This window comes from Streptomyces sp. DH-12 (assembly GCF_002899455.1).
Taxonomy (GTDB): Bacteria; Actinomycetota; Actinomycetes; order Streptomycetales; family Streptomycetaceae; genus Streptomyces.
In genome coordinates, this window is record NZ_PPFB01000001.1 from 557,394 (window position 1) to 577,133 (window position 19,740).

The following is a 19,740-nucleotide window of genomic DNA, read 5'->3' on the forward strand; positions in this document are numbered from 1 at the left end:
TCATGACGCCCGTACGTCGGCCTCTGCCTCGACCCCGGCCCCTGTTTCGGCTTCGGCTTCGGCTTCGGCTTCGGCGAGGAACTCGCGGATCTCGTGGACGACGCGGTCCGGTGCGTCCTCCATGAGGAAGTGTCCGGCGTCGGGCACGACGACGAGTTCCGCACCGGGGATGTCGTCCCGCAGCCGCTCGGCGTAGCGCACGGGCTGCCACTCGTCCTCCGCGCCCCACAGGATGCGCACGGGCATGGCCAGCTCCCCGAGCCGGCCGGTGATCTCCTGGGTGTAGCGCGCGTCGTAGTGGCGTACCTGATGCTCGAAGAAGGAGGTGCGGCCGAGCCGCGACCCGTGGGGCGCCAGGTACGCGCGCAGGACGTCGCCGGTCATCAGCGACTTGTCGGCGACCGTCATGGTGAGCTGACGGGTCAGCAGGGCGTCGAAGTCCTCCTGCGCCATGGCCGCGTACGTGTCCAGCTCCTCGTCGATGACGCGGCGCCAGGTGGGCGAGGGCCACGAGTCGTAGCTCACGGAGTCCATGATCATCAGTCGGCGTACCCGGCCGGGGTGCGCGAGGGCGAAGCGCAGGGCGATGGCGCCGCCGATGTCGTGCGCCACCAGGCTGACCCGGTCGACGTCGAGGGCGTCGAGGAGGTGCCCGAGAAGGCCGGTCTGGCCGGCGACCGAGGTGTCCCGGTGCGCGGGGCGTTCGGAGAGGCCGTACCCGAGCAGGTCGTAGGTGATGGTGCGGTGGCCGGCCGCTTCGACACGGGGGACGACGTCGCGCCACTCGTAGGAGTGGGAGGGCGTGCCGTGGAGGAAGACCACCGGCTCGCCGCTGCCACTGTCGCGGTAGGCCAGCCGTACTCCGTCGACGATGAGGTGGTCGGTCAGGGTCGTCATCATGCCCTCCTCGGAGGCCGGGGCGGTGGGACGGCGGCGGGGGCCGCCGTCGCCTCACCCTGTAGACTAGGTAGACCAGTCTACATAGGGAAGGGTGCGTCATGACGGAACGGCGGCAGCCGGCGGGAACGGCGGGGCCGGAGAGGCGACGACCCGCGCGTGAGCGGATCCTGCGGGCCGCCGCGCGCCGCTTCTACCAGGAGGGCGTGACGGCCACGGGCATCGACACCATCACCGCCGAGGCCGGCGTGGCCAAGATGAGCCTCTACAACAACTTCTCCTCCAAGGCCGATCTCGTCCGCGCCTATCTGGACGACCGGCACGAGGACTGGCTGACGCGGTACCGGGAGCGCGTGGGGCCGGAGCCTGATCCCCGCGACGGCGTGCTGGCCGTCTTCGACACCTACATCGCCGGTGCCGACTCCCCCGCCACCGGCGACTTCCGGGGGTGCGGACTGCTCAACGCGGCCGCGGAGATGCCCGCCGGACACGAGGGGCGGGCGCAGGTGCGCCGGCAGAAGGAGGTGGTGGAGCGGATGATCGCGGAGCACGTCACGGCGCTGCTGCCCGGCCGTCCCGACGCCGCCCGGACCACGGCACGGCAGATCGCCTTCCTGCTGGAGGGGGCGATGGTGCGGGCGGGTCTGGAGGGCGACAGCCGCTGTCTGCGGGACGCCCGCGCGATGGCGGAGCGGCTGCTGGACCAGGCGTGACCGTCCGGCTCCGGCGGGGACGGCCGCCGGTCCGCCCGCGGTGGCCCGCGGGCGGATCCCGCGCCGCCCGCGGTGGCCTGGGACGCCGAGTGGTATGCCGCCGCTCCGCTCGGCGCCCTCGGCTCCCGCTCGTCACCCGGGCCCTCCGTATGCGCCCGCAGGCCGCGGATCACAGGACCGGCGGAGGGTTTGCAGCGGTTCCGTACCCTGGGTGACATGCGCGTGCGCCCCACTTTGAGCTGGACCCCGGCGGGAGACCTGCCGCCGGCCACCACGAACCTGGACCCCGTCGTCGACGCGCTGCGCGCCCGCGGCGTGCTGGTGCTCACCGGGGCCGGCATCTCCACCGAGTCCGGCATCCCCGACTACCGCGGCGAGGGCGGGAGCCTGAGCCGGCACACCCCGATGACGTTCCAGGAGTTCGTCGGCGGGGCCGCCGCCCGGCGCCGGTACTGGGCGCGCAGCCATCTCGGCTGGCGCACCTTCGGACGCGCCCGGCCCAACGCCGGGCACCGGGCCGTGGCGGCGTTCGCCCGCCACGGCCTGGTGTCGGGTGTGATCACCCAGAACGTCGACGGGCTGCACCAGGCCGCCGGCAGCGGGGGCGTGGTGGAACTGCACGGGAGTCTGGACCGGGTGGTCTGCCTCTCGTGCGGGCGGATGAGTCCGCGCAGTGACCTCGCGGAGCGGCTGGAGGCGGCCAACCCCGGCTTCTCGCCGGTGGCCGCGGGGATCAACCCCGACGGCGACGCCGACCTCACCGACGACCAGGTCGTCGGCTTCCGCGTGGTGCCGTGCGCGGTGTGCGGCGGCGTCCTCAAGCCGGACGTGGTGTTCTTCGGGGAGACCGTGCCGCCGCAGCGGGTCGAGCTGTGCCGGCGGATGGTGCGGGAGTCGTCCTCCCTGCTGGTCCTGGGCTCGTCGCTGACGGTGATGTCGGGGCTGAGGTTCGTCCGGCTGGCGGCGGAGAGCGGCAAGCCCGTGCTGATCGTCAACCGGGACCCGACCCGTGGTGACCGGCACGCCCTGGCGCGGGTCGGGCTGCCGCTGGGCTCGGCGCTCACCACCGTGGCCGAGCGGCTGGGCGTGCCGGTCGAGGACGCGGCGGCCGCCTGAACGCGGCCCCGCCGCCGCGGTCACACTCCGGCGGCGGCCAGGCGTCGCCGGAGTTCGTCCTCGCTCACGTCCTCGAGGTGGGTCAGGAACACCCACAGGTGTCCCGAGGGATCGCGGAGGATCACCGTGCGGTCCCCGTGGAACATGTCCGTCGGCGGCTGGAGGATCTCCGCGCCCTCCGCCTCCGCCCGCGCGGCCAGCGCGTCGACGTCCGGCACGAACACGTGCAGCGTGACGGAGGTGGCGCCGCCGAGGAAGGCGGGCGCGGTGAAGGACGCGTCCTCCGCCTCCTTCACGCTCGCGTCGCCCAGCATCAGCGCCGACCGTCCCACGGTGATCTCGGCGTGCAGCACTCCCCCGCCCGGCGCCTCCAGCCGGAAGTCCTCGCGCGCGCCGAACGCCCGCCGGTAGAAGTCGATCGCGGCAGCGGCGTCGTCGACCATGATGTGCGGGACCACCGCGTAGTGGTAGCGGTCGGGGATCTCCGCCTCGGCCGTGCGCTCGTCCATGACGGACCTCCTCGTGCGGTGCTGCGGCCGAATGCCGCGGCTCTCGAGGACGACCGTAGGAACTCGACTTCGGTTGAGGTCAAGGTGCTTCGGTGAGGGCGGCGGCCGGTGGGGCGTCCTCGGCGCGCGGGGCGGTCAGCCGATCCGTTCCGCCAGCGTGACGACGACGCCCGCGGGGCCGCGCAGGTCGCGGAGGCGGTGGGCGTTCCCGTACCGGACCACCCCGCCGAGGAGTCCGACCCCGCGGCGGCGCAGGCGGGTGACCGTGTCGTCCAGGTCGTCGACGACGACGGCCACGTCGTCCGTCCGCCGGATCGCCGCGCATCGCTCCTTCACGCGTCGCGCGCTGCGTCCCGCGGCCAGTGGTGCACCCGGGACGCGGCCCGTGCCCTGCTCTCGGCGCCGGTGCGTGTCGCGGGAGTCCTCGGCCTCACTCGAGGCCGAGGTCGAAGGCGCGGCGGGCCCGCTCGATCTCGGGCAGGTGGGCCGTGGCCCACTCCAGCAGCACGTCGACCGGGCGCCGCATGGTCTTGCCGAGCGGGGTGATGCGGTACTCGACGGCGACGGGACGGGAGCTGACGACCTCGCGCTCGACGATGCCGTTGCGTTCGAGCCGGCGCAGGGTCGCGGTGAGGGACTTCTGGGTCACCGCGGGGATGGCGCGGCGCAGGTCGTTGAACCGGCAGGGCCGCTCGCAGAGTTCGTTGAGGACGCTCAGCGACCACTTGTCCAGCACCTGGTCGAGCAGCTCGCGGTGCGCGGTCTCGATCCTCAACTCGCCGCTGCCGCGGCCGCCTTCGGTTTCCGGCACGATACCTGGTCTCCTTGAAGTGTCCTTCTTCCACCAAGTATCAAAGGTATACCTATCGTTCCGACACGAGGAGTCCCCCGTGGCCGTCCGCCGTTTCACGCCCGAAGGCATGCTGCAGCCCACCCCGTACGAGCACGTCGCCGTGGGGACGGGCACCCGTCACGTGCACGTCAGCGGGCAGATCGCCCGCACCGCCGACGGGACTCCGCTCGCCCCGGGGGACCTCGCCGGGCAGGTCGCCCACGCGCTGCGGGGCACGGCGCGCGGCCTGCGCGGCGCGGGCGCCTCCTTCGACGACGTCCTGCGTCTGACCTTCTACGTCACCGACTGGGCGCCGGAGAAGATCGGCCCGTTCATGGCGGGGGTCGAGGAGGTCGCCGAGGAGATCGGCCTGCCGCTGCCGCTGCCGCCCGCGTCCCTCATCGGCGTCGACCACCTCTTCGAGCCCGACGTGCTGGTCGAGGTGGAGGCGACGGCGATCCTCGACTGAGCCCGCCGCCACCGCCGTTCGCGCCTTTACCTTCTCTTTGCAACCTGGGCCTCCGCTCCCTCGTCTCTCCGCACGTTCCATCCCCCAGCCCGCCGGGCGACCGTGCGGGCGGACCCAGGAAAGAGAGCGTTCCATGCGCCGAAACGTCCTGAGCGGAGCGGCACTCGCCTGCACCGCCGTGCTGGCCACCGCGGTGCCGGCGTTCGCCGACGACCCCTCCCCCGTCCCCGACACCGGTGCGACGGCCTCCGCCGACTCCGGCGACCGGGTGTCCGAGGACCCGAGCCCGGTTCCGGCCGAGCCCGGTGCCGCCGAGCCGACCCAGGCCCCGGCGGAGGAGGCCGGCGGGGTCACCGTGGTGCCGAGCGGAGCCCCGGACACCGGTGACGCCCCGGTCGCCGCGCAGCCCGGCAGCGACGGCCTGCTGATCGGCGGGGGCGCCGCCGCGGTGCTCGCCGCGGGCGGCGCGGCGGTCCTCGTCGTGCGCCGGCGGGCGTCCGGGGCATGACGCCGTTCCCCAGGCGTGCCGTCGTCACCGTGGCCGCGGCCTGCCTGGTCGCGGGCTGCGGCGGCGGGGCCGGCCCCGCCGCCGACCGGCCGGCCACGACGGAACCGCCGGGGCCCCGGGCGCCGGCGGCGGTCTCCCCCGCCTCCGGACCGCGTCCCCCGGCGCGTTCGGTCCCGGTCGGTCTGGAGATCCCCGCCATCGGGGTCGACACCCGGGTCGTACGGCTGGGGCTGGCCCCGGACCGCACGGTGGAGGTCCCCCCGGTCACGGCGGACGACCCGGCCGGCTGGTACCGGCACTCCCCCACGCCGGGCCGGCCGGGTCCCTCGGTGATCCTGGGCCACGTCACGGTCGGCGCCCACGGTGACGGGGTCTTCCGTGACCTGGCCCGGCTGCGGCGGGACGACGGGGTCACGGTGCGACTGGAGAACGGCTCGGCGGCGGAGTTCGCCGTCACCTCGGTCCGCACGGTCGCCAAGGCCGACTTCCCGACGGAGGACGTCTACGGCGACACCGCGCGGCCGGAGCTGCGGCTCATCACGTGCGGCGGCCCGCTGGAGGACGGCGAGTACCGCGACAACGTGATCGTCTTCGCGGCACTCCGCGCCACCGCCCCCTGACCCCGCACGGCGTGCCGGGCCGCCACACCGGCGGCCCGGCATCCGGCCGCCCGTTCCCCGTCGTCCCGTCGTCCCGTCGTCCCGTCCGCGAGCGGTGCCCCGTCACCGGGGCCGCTCCGACCATGGAGAGCATTGAAACGGTCCCGTGAGCAGGCAGCGTCCGAGCTCTTCGCCGCCCTCTACCCGCGCCTCGCCGGCTGGTGCCGCCGTCTGGTCGACGACGACGAGACGGCCCACGAGATCGCCTCGGAGGCGTTCACCCGGCTGTGGTCGCGCTGGACCTCGGTGACGGAACCACGGGGTTTCCTGTACGTCACCGCGGCCAACCTGGTGCGCGACCACTGGCGCAGACTCGAACGCGAGCGCACGACCGTGCGCCGGGTCGGCACCGAGGCGGCCGTACGTCCGCACGCGGAGCCGTCCGACCCGTCGGTGCGGCTGCTGGTGCAGGCGCTGCCGGAGCGGCTGCGGGTGCCGATCCTGCTGCACTACTACGCTGACCTGCCGGTCCGGGAGGTGTCCGCGGTGACCGGACGCAAGGAGGGAACCATCAAGGCCGATCTTCACGCGGCCAGGGAGCTGCTCCGTGCCCACCTGAGGAGAAACCTTGATCACTCACGCTGACGAGGGTCCCGAGTTCGAGCCGGACGACCCGCTCGCCGAACTCCTGCGGCCCACGTCCGACCACCTCGGCCCGCCTCCCGGCCGGTTCGAGGCGGTCCGCCGCCGTGCGGCACGGCGACGGCTGCTCCGTACGACGGTCGGCGCCGGTCTCACCTGCGCCGTCGCCGTGCTGGTCGCGCTGCCCCTGCAGAACGTGACGACCTCCGACCGGCCGGTCTCGCCGACGGTCCCGCTGGCACCGCCGCCCCTGGCCGGCTCCCCCTCGCCCACGACAGGCCCCACCGTCCCACCGCGGCCCTCCGAGTCCGCCGTGGACACCCGCCCCGCCCCCGACGTCAGTGCGTCGGCGACGCCACGGGGTCACGTCGTGCCGACGCCACAGCCCGTGGTGCCGGAGGCGGCCGGGCCCGGGTAGGAGCCGCACACCCGGGAGAAGCGCGGCCTCGGCATGTCGCGTGCCGCGCCCGCCGCGGCGCCCTCGGCCCGCCTGTTCGTACGACAGGCGGGCCGAGGGCGTTCCCTGCCGTCGTCGCCCTCCGCGACGACGGCGGGTCAGCCCCGCTTCATGACGTAGCCCGCGTGGTGCAGTTCGTCGCCCCTGAACTCTCCGTAGGCCCAGAACCCGAGGTCGTCCAGGTAGTCGATGCGGTCGCCGTCGATCCAGAACCGGCCCTGGTAGGCGTGCGGGCGGCCGCCGCGGGTCTCGTCGTAGCGGCCGTCGGCGGTGAGCTCCTGGTGCAGGAAGTCGTTCCGGTCGATCCAGACGCCGAGCCGCGGGCTGCCGGTCAGGTCGGGAGCGGCGGGGACGCCCGCTCGGGGGACGGCGGCGCGGCCGGGGACGTCGGCGCCCGACCACAGGACGGGGCGGCCGGCCGCGACCAGGGCGCGGACCTGCGCACGCCGGGACAGAAGGGCGGCCACCGCATTGGGGACGTCGTCGGCGAGTTCGTCGGGCACCGCCAGGAAGTCGGCGGTGTTGCCCGGGACCAGCGTCGCCACGTGCTCGGAGCGGGCGCCGCGCCCGCCGGCCAGCGCGACGGTGTCCACGACGGCGGGGACGACGGTCGTGCCCGTGCAGTCGACGACGATGGCGTTGTCGTCCTCCGCCGCGGTGACGATGCCGGGGCCGACGCCGACGATCAGCGGGCCGACGACCAGGAGGTCGGCGCCGGTCATGGTCCCGATCAGCGGGTCCAGGGTCATGACGCGGGCGTTGGTGAACAGGACGGGACGGCCGCCGCCGTCGTGGGCGTCATCGGCGAGGATGTCGTCGAGCGCCTTCCGGTTCCAGGTCGCGGGAGCGGGAGCGGTGGTGGTCATGGTGCACCTCGGGTGGTGTCGGGTGATCGGTCCGTACGACCACCAGGTTCGTCGCGCGGCGGAACCGGAACCAGGCCGCCGTGTGCCCAGGTGCGGAGCACCCACGATCGCGGGGGTGGGTGTGCCGCACCCAGGGGAACGGCGGCCTGGCTGCCGGCGGCGGCCCGGTCGACGCTGGAGTCATGACCAGCAACGACACAACCCGCGCCCCGCACCCGTACGTCGGGATGTGGGTGACCGCGGACGGACACATCCGCCAGGAACTGCTGCCGGACGGGCGGTACGACGAGGCCCGCGGCACCCGCGAGAGCGCCTACACCGGGCGCTACACCGTCACCGGCAGCCACATCGACTACGTCGACGACACCGGCTTCACCGCCACGGGCGACGTCCGTGACGGCGTCCTCTTCCACGAGCACCTGGTGCTCTACCGCGAGGGCGACGAGCGTGCCCGGGAGGACGGACGCCGGCCGCGCGGCTGACAGCGCGCGGGAGCACACCTGACCGCGCGGGGCGCCACAGGGCGGCCCGCGCGGTCAGGTGTCGCTGTGCGCGCGCGGGGACTCCTCGGCACCGTGGCCGGTGCGGGACCGGAGTGCGGCGAAGGCCGCGGCGGTGGCACTGGCCGGCTCGGCCTGGTAGACGACGAGCTGCTGGTGCGGGGCGTCGTTCACGCTGAAGGCCTGGAACCGGATCTCCAGGGCGCCGACGTCCGGGTGGGCGAGGTTCTTCGCCTGCTGCGTCTTCCGCTTCACCTCGTGCCGCGCCCACGACTGCGCGAACTCGGGGCTTCTGGCGCGGAGCGTGTCGACGACCTCGGTGATCCGCGGCGAGCCGGGGTCGTGTCCGTAGGCCGCGCGCAGTTCGGCCACGCAGGAGTCCGCGGCCCTGTCCCGGTCCCGGTAGAAGGTGCGCCCGGCCGGGTCCAGGAAGACCATGCGGGCCAGGTTGTCGAACCGCTGGAACCCGCTGTGCAGGGCCGTGGCGAGCGCGTTGTGCGCCAGGACGTCCAGGGCCGGTCCCAGGATGAAGGCGGGGGTGTCGGGCCAGCTGTCGATCAGCCGGAGGAGCTGGGGGCTGACCCGGTCGTGCCGCCCGGGGGCGCCGCGGCGTTCCTGGGGCGAGCGGGTGAGCCGGCGCAGGTGGTCGTGGGCCTCGTCGTCGAGGCGGAGGGCGGCGGCGATCGCGTCGAGCACCTGGGACGACGGGCTGGACTCCCGTCCCTGCTCCAGGCGCATGTAGTAGTCGGAGCTCACGCCCGCGAGCAGGGCGACCTCCTCGCGGCGCAGCCCCTTGACCCGTCGGCGGCCGTGTTCCGGAAGCCCCACGTCCTGCGGCTTGACGGCTTCGCGTCGCGCTCGGAGGAAGTCTCCCAGCGGAGTGCTGTCGCTCATGGTTCCAACCTACTGGTGGCCCGGAGGTGCGGGCACGCGCCGCGTGTGCGGGCCCGGTCGCCGGGCCGGCGGGCTCTCAGTCACGGGCCGTGTCCGGAACGGGCGCGGGTTCGGCGCTGAGGGACCCGAGCAGGGTGAGGGCGTCGGCGGAGGGGGTGCCCGGTTCGGCCTGGTAGACGACGAGCTGCTGGGTGGGGGCGCTGTTGACGGTGAACGACTCGTAGTGCAGCTCCAGGTCGCCGACCTCGGCGTGGTGGAGCAGCTTGGTCTCACGGGTCTTGCCGCGTACGTCGTGACGCGCCCACAGGGTGCGGAACTCCGGGCTCTTGATGGACAGCTCACCCACGAGCGTGCTCAGTGCCCGGTGGTCGGGGCCGGTGCCGGCGGCCCGCCGCAGTGCGGCGACGGCCGACTCGGCGGCCCGGTTCCAGTCGCGGTGGAAACGGCGCGCTGCCGGGTCCAGGAACGTCATGCGCAGCAGGTTGTCGGGGTGGGTGAAGCCGGAGAAGAGCGCGTCCGCGAGGCGGTTGCGGGCCAGGACGTCGAGGGCGGCGCCCAGGACGAAGGCGGGCGTGACGCTCCACGAGTCGAGCAGGCGCCGCAGGTGCGGTGCGACGCGTTCGGCGCGCTGCGCGGGGCGGGTACGGCGGGTCGCCGGGCCGGCGACCCGGTGCAGGTGGGCCACCGCCTCGTCGTCCAGCCGCAGGGCCCGCCCCACGGCGTCGAGCACCTGCGGTGACGGGTGCCGTTCGCGGCCCTGTTCCAGACGCGTGTAGTAGTCGGTGCTCACCCCGGCGAGCGTGGCGACCTCCTCACGGCGCAGGCCGGGCACCCGGCGGCGCCCCGAAGAGGGGATGCCCGTGTCTTCGGGGCGCAGCCGGGCGCGCCGTGCGCGGAGGAAACCGCCCAACGCGTTCTCGGCGACGGGATCGTCGTGCGTGCTCATGGGTCGAGGCTAGGGCTCGGGAGGGTGTCGTGGTGGGGCCGAAGGGGGGTGGGTCGCACCCAGGAAAAGAGGACCCTGGGCCGCCGCGACCCGGGATTCCTCAGGCGGCGGCGGTGTCCTTGAAGGCGTTCCGCACGTACGCGCGGGAGGCGTGGACCTCGTCGCGCAAGGCGGTCAGGTCGACGTCGAGGACGCGGCCGTCCCACTTGCGGGGCTCGCCGTTGACGAGGACGGCGCTGATGTTGCGCGCGTCGGAGCCCAGGACGACGGTGCCGATCGGGTCGTTGAGCGGCATGTTGTTGAGGTCCTCGGCCCTGATGACCAGGAGGTCGGCCTTCTTGCCCGGGGTGAGTGAACCGGTGACGCCGGCGAGGCCGTTGGTGCGGGCGCCCTGGAGGGTGGCGAAGTCGAGGACGTCGTGGGTGGTGATGCGGCGGGGCTGCCTGCCGGTGCCGTAGGCGGCGTTGACGGCGCGCATGCGCTGGATGGTGTGCAGGGCCCGCATCTGCGTGAACATGTCGCTGGCGAGCGCGACTTCGACGTCGATGCTCAGCCCGGGACGGATGCCGGCGGACAGGGCCTCGTCCACGGCGGGGATCGCGGTCTCCAGTCCGATCTGGGCGTCGGAGGTGGGGGCGAGCGCGACGGTGGCGCCGGTCTCCCCCATCACCTTCCACGCCTGCGGTGTGAGCCCGGTGGCGTGGATCAACGTCACGTCGGGGCCGAGGACGCCGTCCTCCGCCCAGCGCAGGATCGCCTCCGAGGAGGCGGTGCCGAAGACGGCGTCCACGCTCACGCCGATGTTCAGTTCCTGGGCGACACGGGCGAGTTCGGGACCGTAGGCGAGGGCCGGTCCGGCGACCTCGTCGGTGGCGAGCGTCGCCAGGCGGAGGGTGAGCAGGTGGTCGTCGCTGCGGAAGTACTGGTCCCTCAGACGCGTCAGGTCGCCGGGCCACTGCCGGTCCCACTCCCCGAAGTGCGGCCCCATGGAGGCGTGCACGCCTCGGACGCCGGTGTCGCGGAGAGCCTCGATCGCGGCGTCGGAGTGGGCGGGGGTGCGGGAGTTGTGGGAGAAGTCGAGCATGGTGGTGATGCCGCTGTCGAGAGCGGTGAGGGCGGCGAGCCGGGTGCCGGTGTACATGTCCTCCGGCCGGTACACCGTGGCGTAGCCGGCCAGGGTGGACATGACGTAGCCGCCGAGGTCGTCGACGTCGGGCATGATCCGGCGCAGCTGGGTCTCCCAGGCGTGCCGGTGGGTGTCGACGAAGCCGGGGGTGAGGACGCAGCCGGTCACGTCGACGACGACGGCGTCGCCGGCGCTGAGCCGCGGTCCCACGGCGGTGACGGTGTCGCCCTCGACGAGGAGGTCGCCTCGGTCGAGGACGCCGAGGGCGGGGTCCATGGTGACGAGGGTGGCGCCGGTGAACAGGATGCGCCGGTCCGCGGCGGGACGGCGCCGGAGCTGTTCCAGGACGGCGGCGCTGGTGGTGTCGTCGAGGTGCATGTCGGGTCTGCTTTCGTGGATCGGGCGTGGGTGTCTGTCGACCGGCTCTCACCCTCGGTCCTCCCGGCCACGGCAGCCAGACCGGCGTCTTCCCAGGTGTCACGCACCCTGTTTGGGGCTGTGGTGAGGGCACGGACATCTTGATCGCGGCCGGGCGCGCTGCTTGGCCGGCCGGCATGACAGATCTCGGACCCGTCCCCTGGCCGCCCGCACCGATCCGCACCGAGCGGCTGGTGCTGCGCGCGGCGGAGGCCCGGGACCGGGCGGCGTTCGTCGAGTTGTACGCGTCGCAGGAGGTGCACAGGTACCTCGGCGGCGCCAGGCCGCGGGGCGAGCTGGAACGCGAGATGCCCGAGGTGCCCGGGCGGGCGCCGGGGAGTTTCGTCGTCGAGCTCGACGGGACGATGACCGGGCAGGTGCTGCTCAGGAGAGCGACCGAGCACCTGCGCCCGGCTGCCGTGGGCAAGGTCGATCTCGGGTACCTCTTCCTGCCGCGGGCGTGGGGCTTCGGGTACGCGGCGGAGGCGTGCGGGGCGGCACTCGCGTGGCTCGATGGCGTGCTCCCGGGCGGGCCGGTGGTCCTGGCCACCCAGACCGCCAACACCCGCTCGCTCCGCCTCGCGGCCGAGCTCGGCTTCACGGAGGTGGAGCGGTTCCGGGCGTGGGACGCCGAGCAGTGGCTCGGGATGCGCGGCCGTTGATCACTGGCACGCGCGCGGCGGTGCGATCATCCTTGGCCGGGTGACAGAGCCGAGACACCGGACACGAGCCGCGTACACGGACCGCACGGTCACGGTCTATCAGGCGTACCCGCCGGAGATCGGGGCGCCGGCGGCGCGTGACGGCCGTTTCCCGGCCGCGTGGAAGCGGGACCGGATGACGTGGATCAAGCCGTCGTTCCTCTGGATGATGTACCGGTGCGGGTGGGGCATGAAGGAAGGCCAGGGGACCGTCCTCGCCGTCGGGATCACCCGCGACGGTTTCGAGTGGGCACTGCGTCACGCCTGTCTGTCCCACTACGAGCGAGGGCTCCGCACCGACCGCGCCGCGTGGCGACGCGCGTCGGGACGGGCGCCGGCCCGGGTGCAGTGGGACCCGGAGCGCGGTCTGCGTCTCCAGCCGCTCCCGTACCGGTCCCTCCAGCTCGGCCTCTCCGGCGAAGCGGCCCGTCTCCACGCCGACGAGTGGATCGTCTCCATGGTCGACGTCACGCCGTTGGCCCACACGGTCCACGCCCACGTACGTGACGGGGAACTGGACCTCGCCCGGCAGCTCCTGCCCCGCGAACGCCCGTACCCGGCAGGCGACGAGGCACTGGCTCACCTGCGCGGAGACGCCTGACCGAACCGTCCGCCGCACGGCGGCACGCCGGCCCGGCGCGCGTAATTGTGTCGACAGCGCCTTCCGGCGCGCGGCAGAGTGGCCGACCGTGACGAGCAGTGAGATGTGGGGCCGTGAGGCCGCCGAACGCTATGACGCCGAAGAGACCGAGATGACCTCGGCCGCCGTCCTCGGAGCGACCGTCGGCTTCCTCGCCGAGCTGGCCGGCGAGGGCAGGGCGCTGGAGTTCGCCATCGGGACCGGGCGCGTGGGCGTGCCGCTCCGTGGACGCGGTGTGCCGGTGACGGGCATCGAGCTGTCCGAGCACATGGCGGCCGTGTTGCGCCGCAAGGTCGACGAGGACACGCTCCCGGTGGTCATCGGGGACATGGCCACAACCGTCGTGCCGGGCGAGTTCTCCCTGGTGTACCTCGTCTACAACACGATCTCGAACCTGCTCACGCAGGACGAGCAGGTCGCGTGCTTCCGCAACGCCGCGCGTCATCTGGAGCCCGGTGGCCGGTTCGTCATCGAGCTGGGCGTGCCGCCCCTGCGGTTCCTGCCGCCCGGGCAGGTCGCCGTGCCGTTCGACGTGTCCGAGCGGCATCTCGGGTTCGACACCGTCGACCCCGTCGAACAGATCCTCGTCTCGCACCACTTCTCCCGCGACGGAGACGGTGACCACTACCGCCGCGACGCCTCCCGCCACCGCTACGCGTGGCCGGCGGAGCTCGACCTCATGGCCCGCATCGCCGGTCTGGCGCCGGAGCGCCGCGTCGCCGACTGGGACGGCGCACCGTTCACCCAGGACTCCCCGAAGCACATCTCCGTGTGGCGCAAACCGGCCTGAGACCGACCGGCCACGTCCTCACCTCACGTGCCACTGCCCCGGTGCGTCCGGGTTCCCTGTGCGCACGAAGCCGCGGACGAAGCCGCGGACGAGGTCCTGGGCGTGGCCGGCGGACAGCACGTACTCCCCGACGAAGCGGGCCTCTTCGTCCATGACGGGGACCTCGGCCTCGCCGTCCGGGTGCCACGGTGCCGTCGCCGGCGTGAGGGTGCACGCGGTCGGGTCACGACGTCCGTGTGGCGCATTCCGCTGCTTCGGCGGCGATGAGTTCCGTCCGGGGCGGGAGTCACCCCCTGGAACGTGTGAACGCCCTCACCGACAGGAGCACCGCCCCCATGACGACTCGTCCGGGCCCGGCGACCGGCCGCCGCCTTCCCGACACCACCGTGTGGTCCATGATCCGTGCCGAGCGGGCCGCGCTCGCCGACGATCTCGGGGAGATCGGCGCCGAGCAGTGGGCGACGCCCTCGCTCTGTGACGGGCTGTCGGTGCGTGAGGTGCTCGCGCATCTCACCGCGGGGGCCAGTCTCGGCACGCTCAGGTGGCTGGCCGGCGTCCTCCGCTGCCGGTTCGACTTCGACAGGCAGGTGGCCATGCGGCTGGCGGAGCAGCTCGGTCCGGGTCCGGCGGACACCCTCGAGCGCTTCAGGCGCACGGTGCCGAGTACGACCAAGCCTCCCCTGCCCGTCATCGCCATGCTCGGCGAGACCGTCGTCCACGGGGAGGACGTCCGGCGCCCGCTCGGCATACGGCGGGCCTACCCGGTCGAGACCGTGACGGCCGTCGCGGAGTACTACCGGGGCACGGACCTCGTGGTCGTCGCCAAGGGGCGCGTCGGCGGGCTGCGGCTCGTCGCCGACGACGGGCCGTTCAGGGCCGGGGACGGGCCCCTCGTGTCCGGGCGGACCGTGGCCCTCGTCATGGCGATGACCGGACGCGCGGCGTACTGCGACGACCTCGACGGCGACGGTGTCGAGGTGCTCCGGAGCCGCTCGGGCGCGAGATGACGCCCGCGAGCCCGACTCCCTGTCCCCCCACGGGCAGGGAGTCGGGCTCGCGGAGCCGAGGTCAGGCCGCCGGCAGGACGCCCGTGCGGGCGACCTCCGCGTACCAGCGGGCGCTGGCCTTGGGAATGCGGGTGCCCGTCGGGTAGTCGACGTACACCGCGCCGAACCGCTTGCTGTACCCGTGCGCCCACTCGAAGTTGTCGAGCAGGGACCACAGGAAGTAGCCGCGCACGTCGGAGCCGTCGAGGATGGCGCGGTGGACGGCGGCCAGGTGGTCGCGGACGTACGCGATGCGGGCGGGGTCGTTGACGTTGCCGTCGGGGTCGGCGTAGTCGTCGAAGGCGGCGCCGTTCTCGGTGATGACCAGCGGCAGCTTCGGGAAGTCGTGCGACAGCCGGCGCAGCAGGTCGTACAGGCCGGTGGCGTCGACGGCCCAGCCCATGGCGGTGCGTTCGCCGGGGGGCTGGTGGAAGGCGACCTTGTCGGCGGCCGGCCAGGGGCTGTGCGGGCTGTTGCCATGGCCGTCGGAGGTGTGGGTGCCGCTGCCGTCGGTCTCGGAGACGACCGTGGGCGTGTAGTAGTTGACGCCGAGGAAGTCGAGCGGCTGGTTGATCTGCTCGAGGTCCCCGTCCTTGACGAAGGACCAGTCGGTCAGGCCGGCGGTGTCCTTGAGGAGGTCCTCCGGGTAGGCGCCCTCCAGCATCGGGCCGGTGAAGACGCGGTTGGCGAGCGCGTCGATACGGCGGACCGCGTCCGCGTCGCCCTCGGTGCCGGTGAGCGGGCGGACGTGGTGGATGTTGAGGGTGACCGAGCACTGGGCGGCGGCCGGGAGGCGGTCGCGCAGGGCCTGGACGGCGAGGCCGTGGCCGAGGTTGAGGTGGTGGGCGGCGCGCAGGGCGGCGACCGGGTCGGTGCGGCCGGGGGCGTGCACGCCGGAGCCGTAGCCGAGGAAGGCGCTGCACCAGGGCTCGTTGAGGGTGGTCCAGGTCCGCACGCGGTCGCCGAGGGCGTCGGCGGCGAGGGCGGCGTACTCGGCGAAGCGTTCGGCGGTGGCGCGCTCGGGCCAGCCGCCGGCGTCCTCCAGCTCCTGGGGCAGGTCCCAGTGGTAGAGGGTGGCGACGGGCTGGATGCCCTTCTCCAGCAGCTCGTCGGCCAGCCGCCGGTAGAAGTCGAGGCCCTTCTGCACGGCGGGACCGCGTCCGGTGGGCTGGATGCGGGGCCAGGCGAGCGAGAACCGGTAGGCGCCCAGGCCGAGTTCGGCCATGAGGGCGACGTCCTCGCGCCAGCGGTGGTAGTGGTCGGTGGCGATGTCACCGGTGTCGCCGTTGCGGACCCGGCCCGGGGTGCGGGCGTAGGTGTCCCAGATGGACGGGGTGCGTCCGTCCTCGGAGGCGGCGCCCTCGATCTGGTAGGAGGCGGTGGCCGAACCCCAGAGGAAGCCCTTGGGGAAGGTGCGGGCGGCGTCCGGGGCGGACGCGGTCTGCTGTGCTGCGGTGACCACGTGAGTCCTTTCGGGGTGGTGGGGGTCGTTCGCGGGGTGTGCGAAGAGCCCGGTGAGGGGGTCGGAGCGGGGGCCTGCGGGGAGCGGTCAGCCCTTGACGGCGCCGGCCATGATGCCGCTGACGATCTGGCGGCCGAAGACGATGAACATCGCCAGCAGCGGCAGGGTGCCGAGCAGCGCGCCGGCCATGATGAGCGACTGGTCGCGGACGTAGCCCGCGCTGAGCTGGGTGAGCGCGACGGGGACGGTCGGGTTGGTCATGTCGAGCACCACGAACGGCCAGAAGAAGTCGTTCCAGGCGTGCACGAACGTGATCATGAAGATCACGGCCATGGCGGGCCGTGCGACGGGCAGCACGATGCTCCAGAAGATGCGCAGCGAGTGCGCCCCGTCGACCCGGCCGGCCTCGACGAGTTCGTCGGGCAGCGCCTCGGAGAGGTACTGCCGCATGAAGAACACGCCGACGGCGCTGACCAGGGTGGGGAAGATGACGGCGGGCAGCTGCTGCGACCAGCCGAGCTCCGACATCATCATGAACAGCGGGACGACACCGAGCTGCGGCGGCACCATCATGGTGCCGATCACCAGCATGAGCAGGACGTTGCGGCCCTTGAACCGCAGTTTGGCGAAGGCGAACCCGGCGAGCGTCGCGAAGAACACCGTGGACAGGGCGATCACCCCGGCCACGATCGTGCTGTTGATCATCGCCTTGCCCATGGCCGCCTCGTCCCAGGCGCGGGCGAGGTTGCTGAACAGGTTCGGGCCGGGCAGGAACGGCGGCGGGGTCTGGCTGACCCGGGTGTTGTCGGTGGAGGCCGCCACCATCGTCCAGTACAGCGGGAAGATGGACAGGACCGCCATGATGGCGAGCAGGATGTAGGCGAGCGGTCCGGCGTGGTGGGTGCGCCCGGCGCGTTCGCGCAGCAGGCGGCGGCCGCCGCGGCCGGCCGGCTTCTCGGGTTCGGGCCGGGCCGGTGCGTCCGTCCGGGCCGGGAGGCTGTGGATGGTCATGGCGTCTCCAGGTCAGGACGTGCGGGAGCGCAGGCGCTTGATCAGTCGCTGCGCCACGAAGGCGAGGACCAGCAGCATGAACATCGCCCAGGCGACGGTCGCCGAGCGGCCCATCTGGTAGTTCTTCCAGCCCTCCTCGTACAGCAGCAGGCCCAGCGTCTGGTACTGGTTGTCCGCGCCGCCGGTGACGCCGTTGGGGCCCTGGCCGAAGATCAGCGGCTCGCCGAACAGCTGGGTGGCGCCGATCGTGGAGAGCACGATGGTGAAGACGATGGTGGAGCGGATGCCGGGCACGGTGACGTGCCGGAACTGCTGCCAGCGGGACGCGCCGTCCAGGGAGGCGGCCTCGTAGCGGTCGGCGGGGATGGCCTGCATGGCGGCCAGGTAGAGCAGGGCGTTGTAGCCGGTCCAGCGCCAGATGACGATGGTGGAGATCGCGACCTGGGCGGGCCACTTGTCGGCCTCCCAGTTCACCGGGTCGACGCCGATCAGGCCGAGTCCCCAGTTGATCATGCCGAAGTCGCGCTCGAAGATCATGGTGAAGACGAGCGCGGCGGCGCCGACGGACGTGGCGTACGGCACCAGCGACGCGACGCGGAAGAACAGCGAGGCGCGCATGCGGTAGTTGAGCAGGTGCGCCATGCCCAGGGCCATCAGGAGCTGCGGCACCGTGGAGATGACGCCGATGGTGATGGTGTTCTGAACGGCGTTCCAGAACCGCGAATCGCCCCACAGGTCGACGTAGTTGTCGAACGCCACCCACTCCATGACGTCGAGCGTGGCCAGTTCCACGTCGTGCAGGGAGATCCACGAGGTGTAGACGAGCGGGTAGAAGCTGAACGCGGCGAAGACGACGAAGAACGGGGCGACGAACGCGTACGGGGCGCCCTTGACGTCAAGACGGTGCAGCCAGACGCCGCGCCGCCGTGAGGTCTCCTTGCCGTCCCGCGAGCGGGACGGGCCCGGCGGCTCCTCGCCGGCCAGGGCCTTGGTGGTGGAGGTGGCCACCGGACTTCCTTCCTGAGAGCGAATGGGGAGCCGTCCCGGGCCCGCTGGGGGCAGCGGGCCCGGGACGGCCGCGGGGCGACGGTCAGCGGACCGCCTTCTCGATGCGCTCCGCGGTGGTCTTCCAGGCCTCGTCACGCGGCGTTCCCTGCTCCACCAGGGCCAGGCCCTGGGAGAAGGTGTCCTTGATGGTGCCGTCCTTGCGGCCGAGGACCTGCTTGTCCGGGATCTCCTGCGCCGCGGCGCCGAAGATCTGGCCGAGCGGCGCGCCGCTGAAGTAGTCGTTCTTCACGGCCTTCACGGACGGGTCCTCGAGGGCCTTCTGCGAGGACGGGATGTTGCCGAGGTCCTTGAAGATGCGGGCCTGCTGCTCGGGCGCGGTCAGCCAGGCGACGAGCTTCTGCGCCTCCTCCTTCACCGGGCTCTTCTCGATCACGCCGAGGAAGGAACCGCCCCAGTTGGCGCCCTTCGGAGCGCGGGCGACGTCCCACTTGCCCTTGTTGACCTCACCGGCCTTCTCGCTGATGTGGCTCAGCATCCAGGCCGGGCACACCGCGGTCGCGAACGTGCCGTTGGCCAGACCGGGGTCCCAGCCGGGCTGGAACTGGCGCAGCTTGGCGGTCAGGTCCTCGTCGGCGGCGTCCGACGCCAGCTCCCAGGCCTCCTTGACGGCCGGGTTCTTGTCGTGGATCAGCTCGCCCTGCTCGTTGTAGTACTGCTCGGGGTAGCCGTAGACCATGGCGTTGAACAGGCCGCTGGCCGAGTCGGTGTAGGCGACGCCGTCGCCCTTGAAGTTCTTCTTGAAGGTGCGGCCGACCTCGACGTACTTCTTCCAGTCGCCCGCCCACAGCTTGCCGACCTCTTCGCGGTCGGTGGGCAGGCCGGCCTTCTCGAAGTAGTCCTTGCGGTAGCAGACGGCCATCGGGCCGATGTCGGTGCCGAGGCCCAGCACCTTGCCGTCCTCGGTGGTGATCTGGGACTGCTTCCAGGGCAGGAAGTGGTCGGTGCCCGCCATGCCCGCGAAGTCGGCGAACATGTCGGCCCGGGTCTCGGTGATCTCCTTGGCGCGGCCGATCTCGATGCCCTGGATGTCCTTCAGGCCCTTGCCGGCGGCGAGCTTGGTCTGCAGCGCGGTGTAGTAGGTCTGCTCGTCACCGGCTATCTCGGCCTTGATCGTGACGCCGGGGTTGTTCTTCTCGTACTCCTCCAGCAGGCCGGTCTCCTTGATCCCCATGACGCCGAACATGCCCATGGTGATGGTGACCTTGTCGCCGTCCTTGCTGCCACCCGTGACCGAGTCGCTGTCGCCGCTGCAGCCGACGACGAGCGAGAGCGCGCCGACGGCCGCGGCTGTCGCCACCGCCTTCCTGCGCAACGAACCGAGAGTGCCCATGGATCTCCTCCTAGCGACGGCGCTGACACATCGGAGTGACGAGGTCTGCGATGACTACAGCGGATCTTGGTCGAGGTGGGAACGTGCCCAACTCCGGGTGGGCACGTTCCCACCGCGTGACGAAGACTTGTAGCAGCGGCGCAATCTGTCAATAACTTGAAAGCAACTTCCGCATGCGGATCGGGCCCTCCGTTCGCCTCC

General features: G+C 72.7%; 25 protein-coding genes. 12 read left to right on the forward strand and 13 right to left on the reverse strand.

The window, feature by feature from the left end; translation table 11 throughout:
* Nucleotides 1–897 carry an alpha/beta fold hydrolase gene (locus tag C1708_RS01680; RefSeq protein ID WP_106410944.1) on the reverse strand — a complete coding sequence of 299 codons (897 nt, stop codon included), beginning with the start codon at nt 895–897 and terminating at the stop codon, nt 1–3.
* A gap of 101 nt (nt 898–998) precedes the next feature.
* On the opposite strand from C1708_RS01680, the gene C1708_RS01685 reads away from it, so the two are divergent.
* Both C1708_RS01685 and C1708_RS01690 read left to right on the forward strand, forming a co-directional pair.
* Nucleotides 999–1,610, forward strand: coding sequence for a TetR/AcrR family transcriptional regulator (locus C1708_RS01685; RefSeq protein WP_106410945.1), 612 nt, complete (start codon nt 999–1,001; stop codon nt 1,608–1,610).
* 216 nt (nt 1,611–1,826) lie between these two features.
* The gene (locus C1708_RS01690) at nt 1,827–2,726 is read left to right on the forward strand and encodes an NAD-dependent protein deacetylase (protein ID WP_106416099.1); all 900 of its coding nucleotides are present in this window, start codon (nt 1,827–1,829) and stop codon (nt 2,724–2,726) included.
* A 20-nt stretch (nt 2,727–2,746) separates the two neighbouring features.
* Here C1708_RS01690 and C1708_RS01695 read toward each other — a convergent pair whose 3' ends face one another.
* The 3 genes from C1708_RS01695 to C1708_RS01705 all read right to left on the reverse strand — a co-directional run bounded on the left by C1708_RS01695 (nt 2,747) and on the right by C1708_RS01705 (nt 4,046).
* A complete protein-coding gene (locus C1708_RS01695; RefSeq protein ID WP_106410946.1) occupies nt 2,747–3,235 on the reverse strand; it encodes a VOC family protein in 489 nt (162 codons plus the stop codon).
* 135 nt (nt 3,236–3,370) lie between these two features.
* Complete coding sequence (locus C1708_RS33915) at nt 3,371–3,571, reverse strand: VOC family protein (RefSeq protein WP_157951219.1); 201 nt, start codon at nt 3,569–3,571, stop codon at nt 3,371–3,373.
* 94 nt (nt 3,572–3,665) lie between these two features.
* Nucleotides 3,666–4,046: a winged helix-turn-helix transcriptional regulator gene (locus C1708_RS01705; protein WP_106410947.1), complete on the reverse strand. Its 381-nt coding sequence runs from the start codon at nt 4,044–4,046 to the stop codon at nt 3,666–3,668.
* Nucleotides 4,047–4,125: 79 nt separating this feature from the next.
* On the opposite strand from C1708_RS01705, the gene C1708_RS01710 reads away from it, so the two are divergent.
* From C1708_RS01710 to C1708_RS01730, 5 genes are all read left to right on the forward strand, one after another.
* Nucleotides 4,126–4,536: a Rid family hydrolase gene (locus C1708_RS01710; RefSeq protein WP_106410948.1), complete on the forward strand. Its 411-nt coding sequence runs from the start codon at nt 4,126–4,128 to the stop codon at nt 4,534–4,536.
* Nucleotides 4,537–4,669: 133 nt separating this feature from the next.
* A complete protein-coding gene (locus C1708_RS01715; RefSeq protein ID WP_106410949.1) occupies nt 4,670–5,044 on the forward strand; it encodes a RodZ family helix-turn-helix domain-containing protein in 375 nt (124 codons plus the stop codon).
* Nucleotides 5,041–5,664 (forward strand): class F sortase, encoded by a 624-nt coding sequence (locus C1708_RS01720; RefSeq protein WP_106410950.1) that lies wholly within the window; start codon nt 5,041–5,043, stop codon nt 5,662–5,664. Before C1708_RS01715 ends, C1708_RS01720 begins: the two co-directional genes overlap by 4 nt.
* Before the next feature lie 132 nt (nt 5,665–5,796).
* Entirely contained in the window at nt 5,797–6,288 is a 492-nt protein-coding gene (locus C1708_RS01725; RefSeq protein WP_106410951.1) for an RNA polymerase sigma factor, read from the forward strand.
* Nucleotides 6,272–6,703: a hypothetical protein gene (locus C1708_RS01730; RefSeq protein ID WP_106410952.1), complete on the forward strand. Its 432-nt coding sequence runs from the start codon at nt 6,272–6,274 to the stop codon at nt 6,701–6,703. Before C1708_RS01725 ends, C1708_RS01730 begins: the two co-directional genes overlap by 17 nt.
* Nucleotides 6,704–6,840: 137 nt before the next feature.
* Here the strand turns inward: C1708_RS01730 and C1708_RS01735 are convergent, their stop codons facing one another.
* The gene (locus C1708_RS01735) at nt 6,841–7,608 is read right to left on the reverse strand and encodes an Atu4866 domain-containing protein (protein WP_106410953.1); all 768 of its coding nucleotides are present in this window, start codon (nt 7,606–7,608) and stop codon (nt 6,841–6,843) included.
* 182 nt (nt 7,609–7,790) lie between these two features.
* On the opposite strand from C1708_RS01735, the gene C1708_RS01740 reads away from it, so the two are divergent.
* Nucleotides 7,791–8,090 (forward strand): Atu4866 domain-containing protein, encoded by a 300-nt coding sequence (locus C1708_RS01740; protein ID WP_106410954.1) that lies wholly within the window; start codon nt 7,791–7,793, stop codon nt 8,088–8,090.
* A 54-nt stretch (nt 8,091–8,144) separates the two neighbouring features.
* Here the strand turns inward: C1708_RS01740 and C1708_RS01745 are convergent, their stop codons facing one another.
* The 3 genes from C1708_RS01745 to C1708_RS01755 all read right to left on the reverse strand — a co-directional run bounded on the left by C1708_RS01745 (nt 8,145) and on the right by C1708_RS01755 (nt 11,452).
* Nucleotides 8,145–9,002 (reverse strand): helix-turn-helix transcriptional regulator, encoded by an 858-nt coding sequence (locus C1708_RS01745; RefSeq protein ID WP_106410955.1) that lies wholly within the window; start codon nt 9,000–9,002, stop codon nt 8,145–8,147.
* A gap of 76 nt (nt 9,003–9,078) precedes the next feature.
* On the reverse strand, nt 9,079–9,948 hold the full coding sequence (locus C1708_RS01750) for a helix-turn-helix transcriptional regulator (RefSeq protein ID WP_106410956.1): 870 nt from the start codon (nt 9,946–9,948) through the stop codon (nt 9,079–9,081).
* A gap of 100 nt (nt 9,949–10,048) precedes the next feature.
* Nucleotides 10,049–11,452 (reverse strand): amidohydrolase family protein, encoded by a 1,404-nt coding sequence (locus tag C1708_RS01755; protein WP_106410957.1) that lies wholly within the window; start codon nt 11,450–11,452, stop codon nt 10,049–10,051.
* A 176-nt stretch (nt 11,453–11,628) separates the two neighbouring features.
* Between C1708_RS01755 and C1708_RS01760 the strand changes: the two genes are divergently transcribed.
* The 3 genes from C1708_RS01760 to C1708_RS01770 all read left to right on the forward strand — a co-directional run bounded on the left by C1708_RS01760 (nt 11,629) and on the right by C1708_RS01770 (nt 13,622).
* Nucleotides 11,629–12,153 carry a GNAT family N-acetyltransferase gene (locus C1708_RS01760; RefSeq protein ID WP_106410958.1) on the forward strand — a complete coding sequence of 175 codons (525 nt, stop codon included), beginning with the start codon at nt 11,629–11,631 and terminating at the stop codon, nt 12,151–12,153.
* 40 nt (nt 12,154–12,193) lie between these two features.
* Nucleotides 12,194–12,793 carry a DUF4291 domain-containing protein gene (locus C1708_RS01765; protein ID WP_106410959.1) on the forward strand — a complete coding sequence of 200 codons (600 nt, stop codon included), beginning with the start codon at nt 12,194–12,196 and terminating at the stop codon, nt 12,791–12,793.
* A gap of 88 nt (nt 12,794–12,881) precedes the next feature.
* On the forward strand, nt 12,882–13,622 hold the full coding sequence (locus tag C1708_RS01770) for a class I SAM-dependent DNA methyltransferase (RefSeq protein ID WP_198602375.1): 741 nt from the start codon (nt 12,882–12,884) through the stop codon (nt 13,620–13,622).
* An 18-nt stretch (nt 13,623–13,640) separates the two neighbouring features.
* Here C1708_RS01770 and C1708_RS35565 read toward each other — a convergent pair whose 3' ends face one another.
* On the reverse strand, nt 13,641–13,775 hold the full coding sequence (locus tag C1708_RS35565) for a hypothetical protein (protein WP_274543340.1): 135 nt from the start codon (nt 13,773–13,775) through the stop codon (nt 13,641–13,643).
* Between the two features lie 182 nt (nt 13,776–13,957).
* Here C1708_RS35565 and C1708_RS01775 point away from each other — a divergent pair, with 182 nt between their 5' ends.
* The gene (locus tag C1708_RS01775; RefSeq protein WP_106416100.1) at nt 13,958–14,629 is read left to right on the forward strand and encodes a maleylpyruvate isomerase family mycothiol-dependent enzyme; all 672 of its coding nucleotides are present in this window, start codon (nt 13,958–13,960) and stop codon (nt 14,627–14,629) included.
* A gap of 61 nt (nt 14,630–14,690) precedes the next feature.
* Here C1708_RS01775 and C1708_RS01780 read toward each other — a convergent pair whose 3' ends face one another.
* From C1708_RS01780 to C1708_RS01795, 4 genes are all read right to left on the reverse strand, one after another.
* A complete protein-coding gene (locus C1708_RS01780) occupies nt 14,691–16,130 on the reverse strand; it encodes a GH1 family beta-glucosidase (RefSeq protein ID WP_106410961.1) in 1,440 nt (479 codons plus the stop codon).
* 87 nt (nt 16,131–16,217) lie between these two features.
* The gene (locus C1708_RS01785) at nt 16,218–17,141 is read right to left on the reverse strand and encodes a carbohydrate ABC transporter permease (RefSeq protein ID WP_106410962.1); all 924 of its coding nucleotides are present in this window, start codon (nt 17,139–17,141) and stop codon (nt 16,218–16,220) included.
* Nucleotides 17,142–17,153: 12 nt separating this feature from the next.
* Nucleotides 17,154–18,149, reverse strand: coding sequence for a carbohydrate ABC transporter permease (locus tag C1708_RS01790; protein ID WP_106410963.1), 996 nt, complete (start codon nt 18,147–18,149; stop codon nt 17,154–17,156).
* Nucleotides 18,150–18,231: 82 nt separating this feature from the next.
* Nucleotides 18,232–19,539: an ABC transporter substrate-binding protein gene (locus C1708_RS01795; protein WP_106410964.1), complete on the reverse strand. Its 1,308-nt coding sequence runs from the start codon at nt 19,537–19,539 to the stop codon at nt 18,232–18,234.
* Nucleotides 19,540–19,740: the final 201 nt, after the last annotated feature.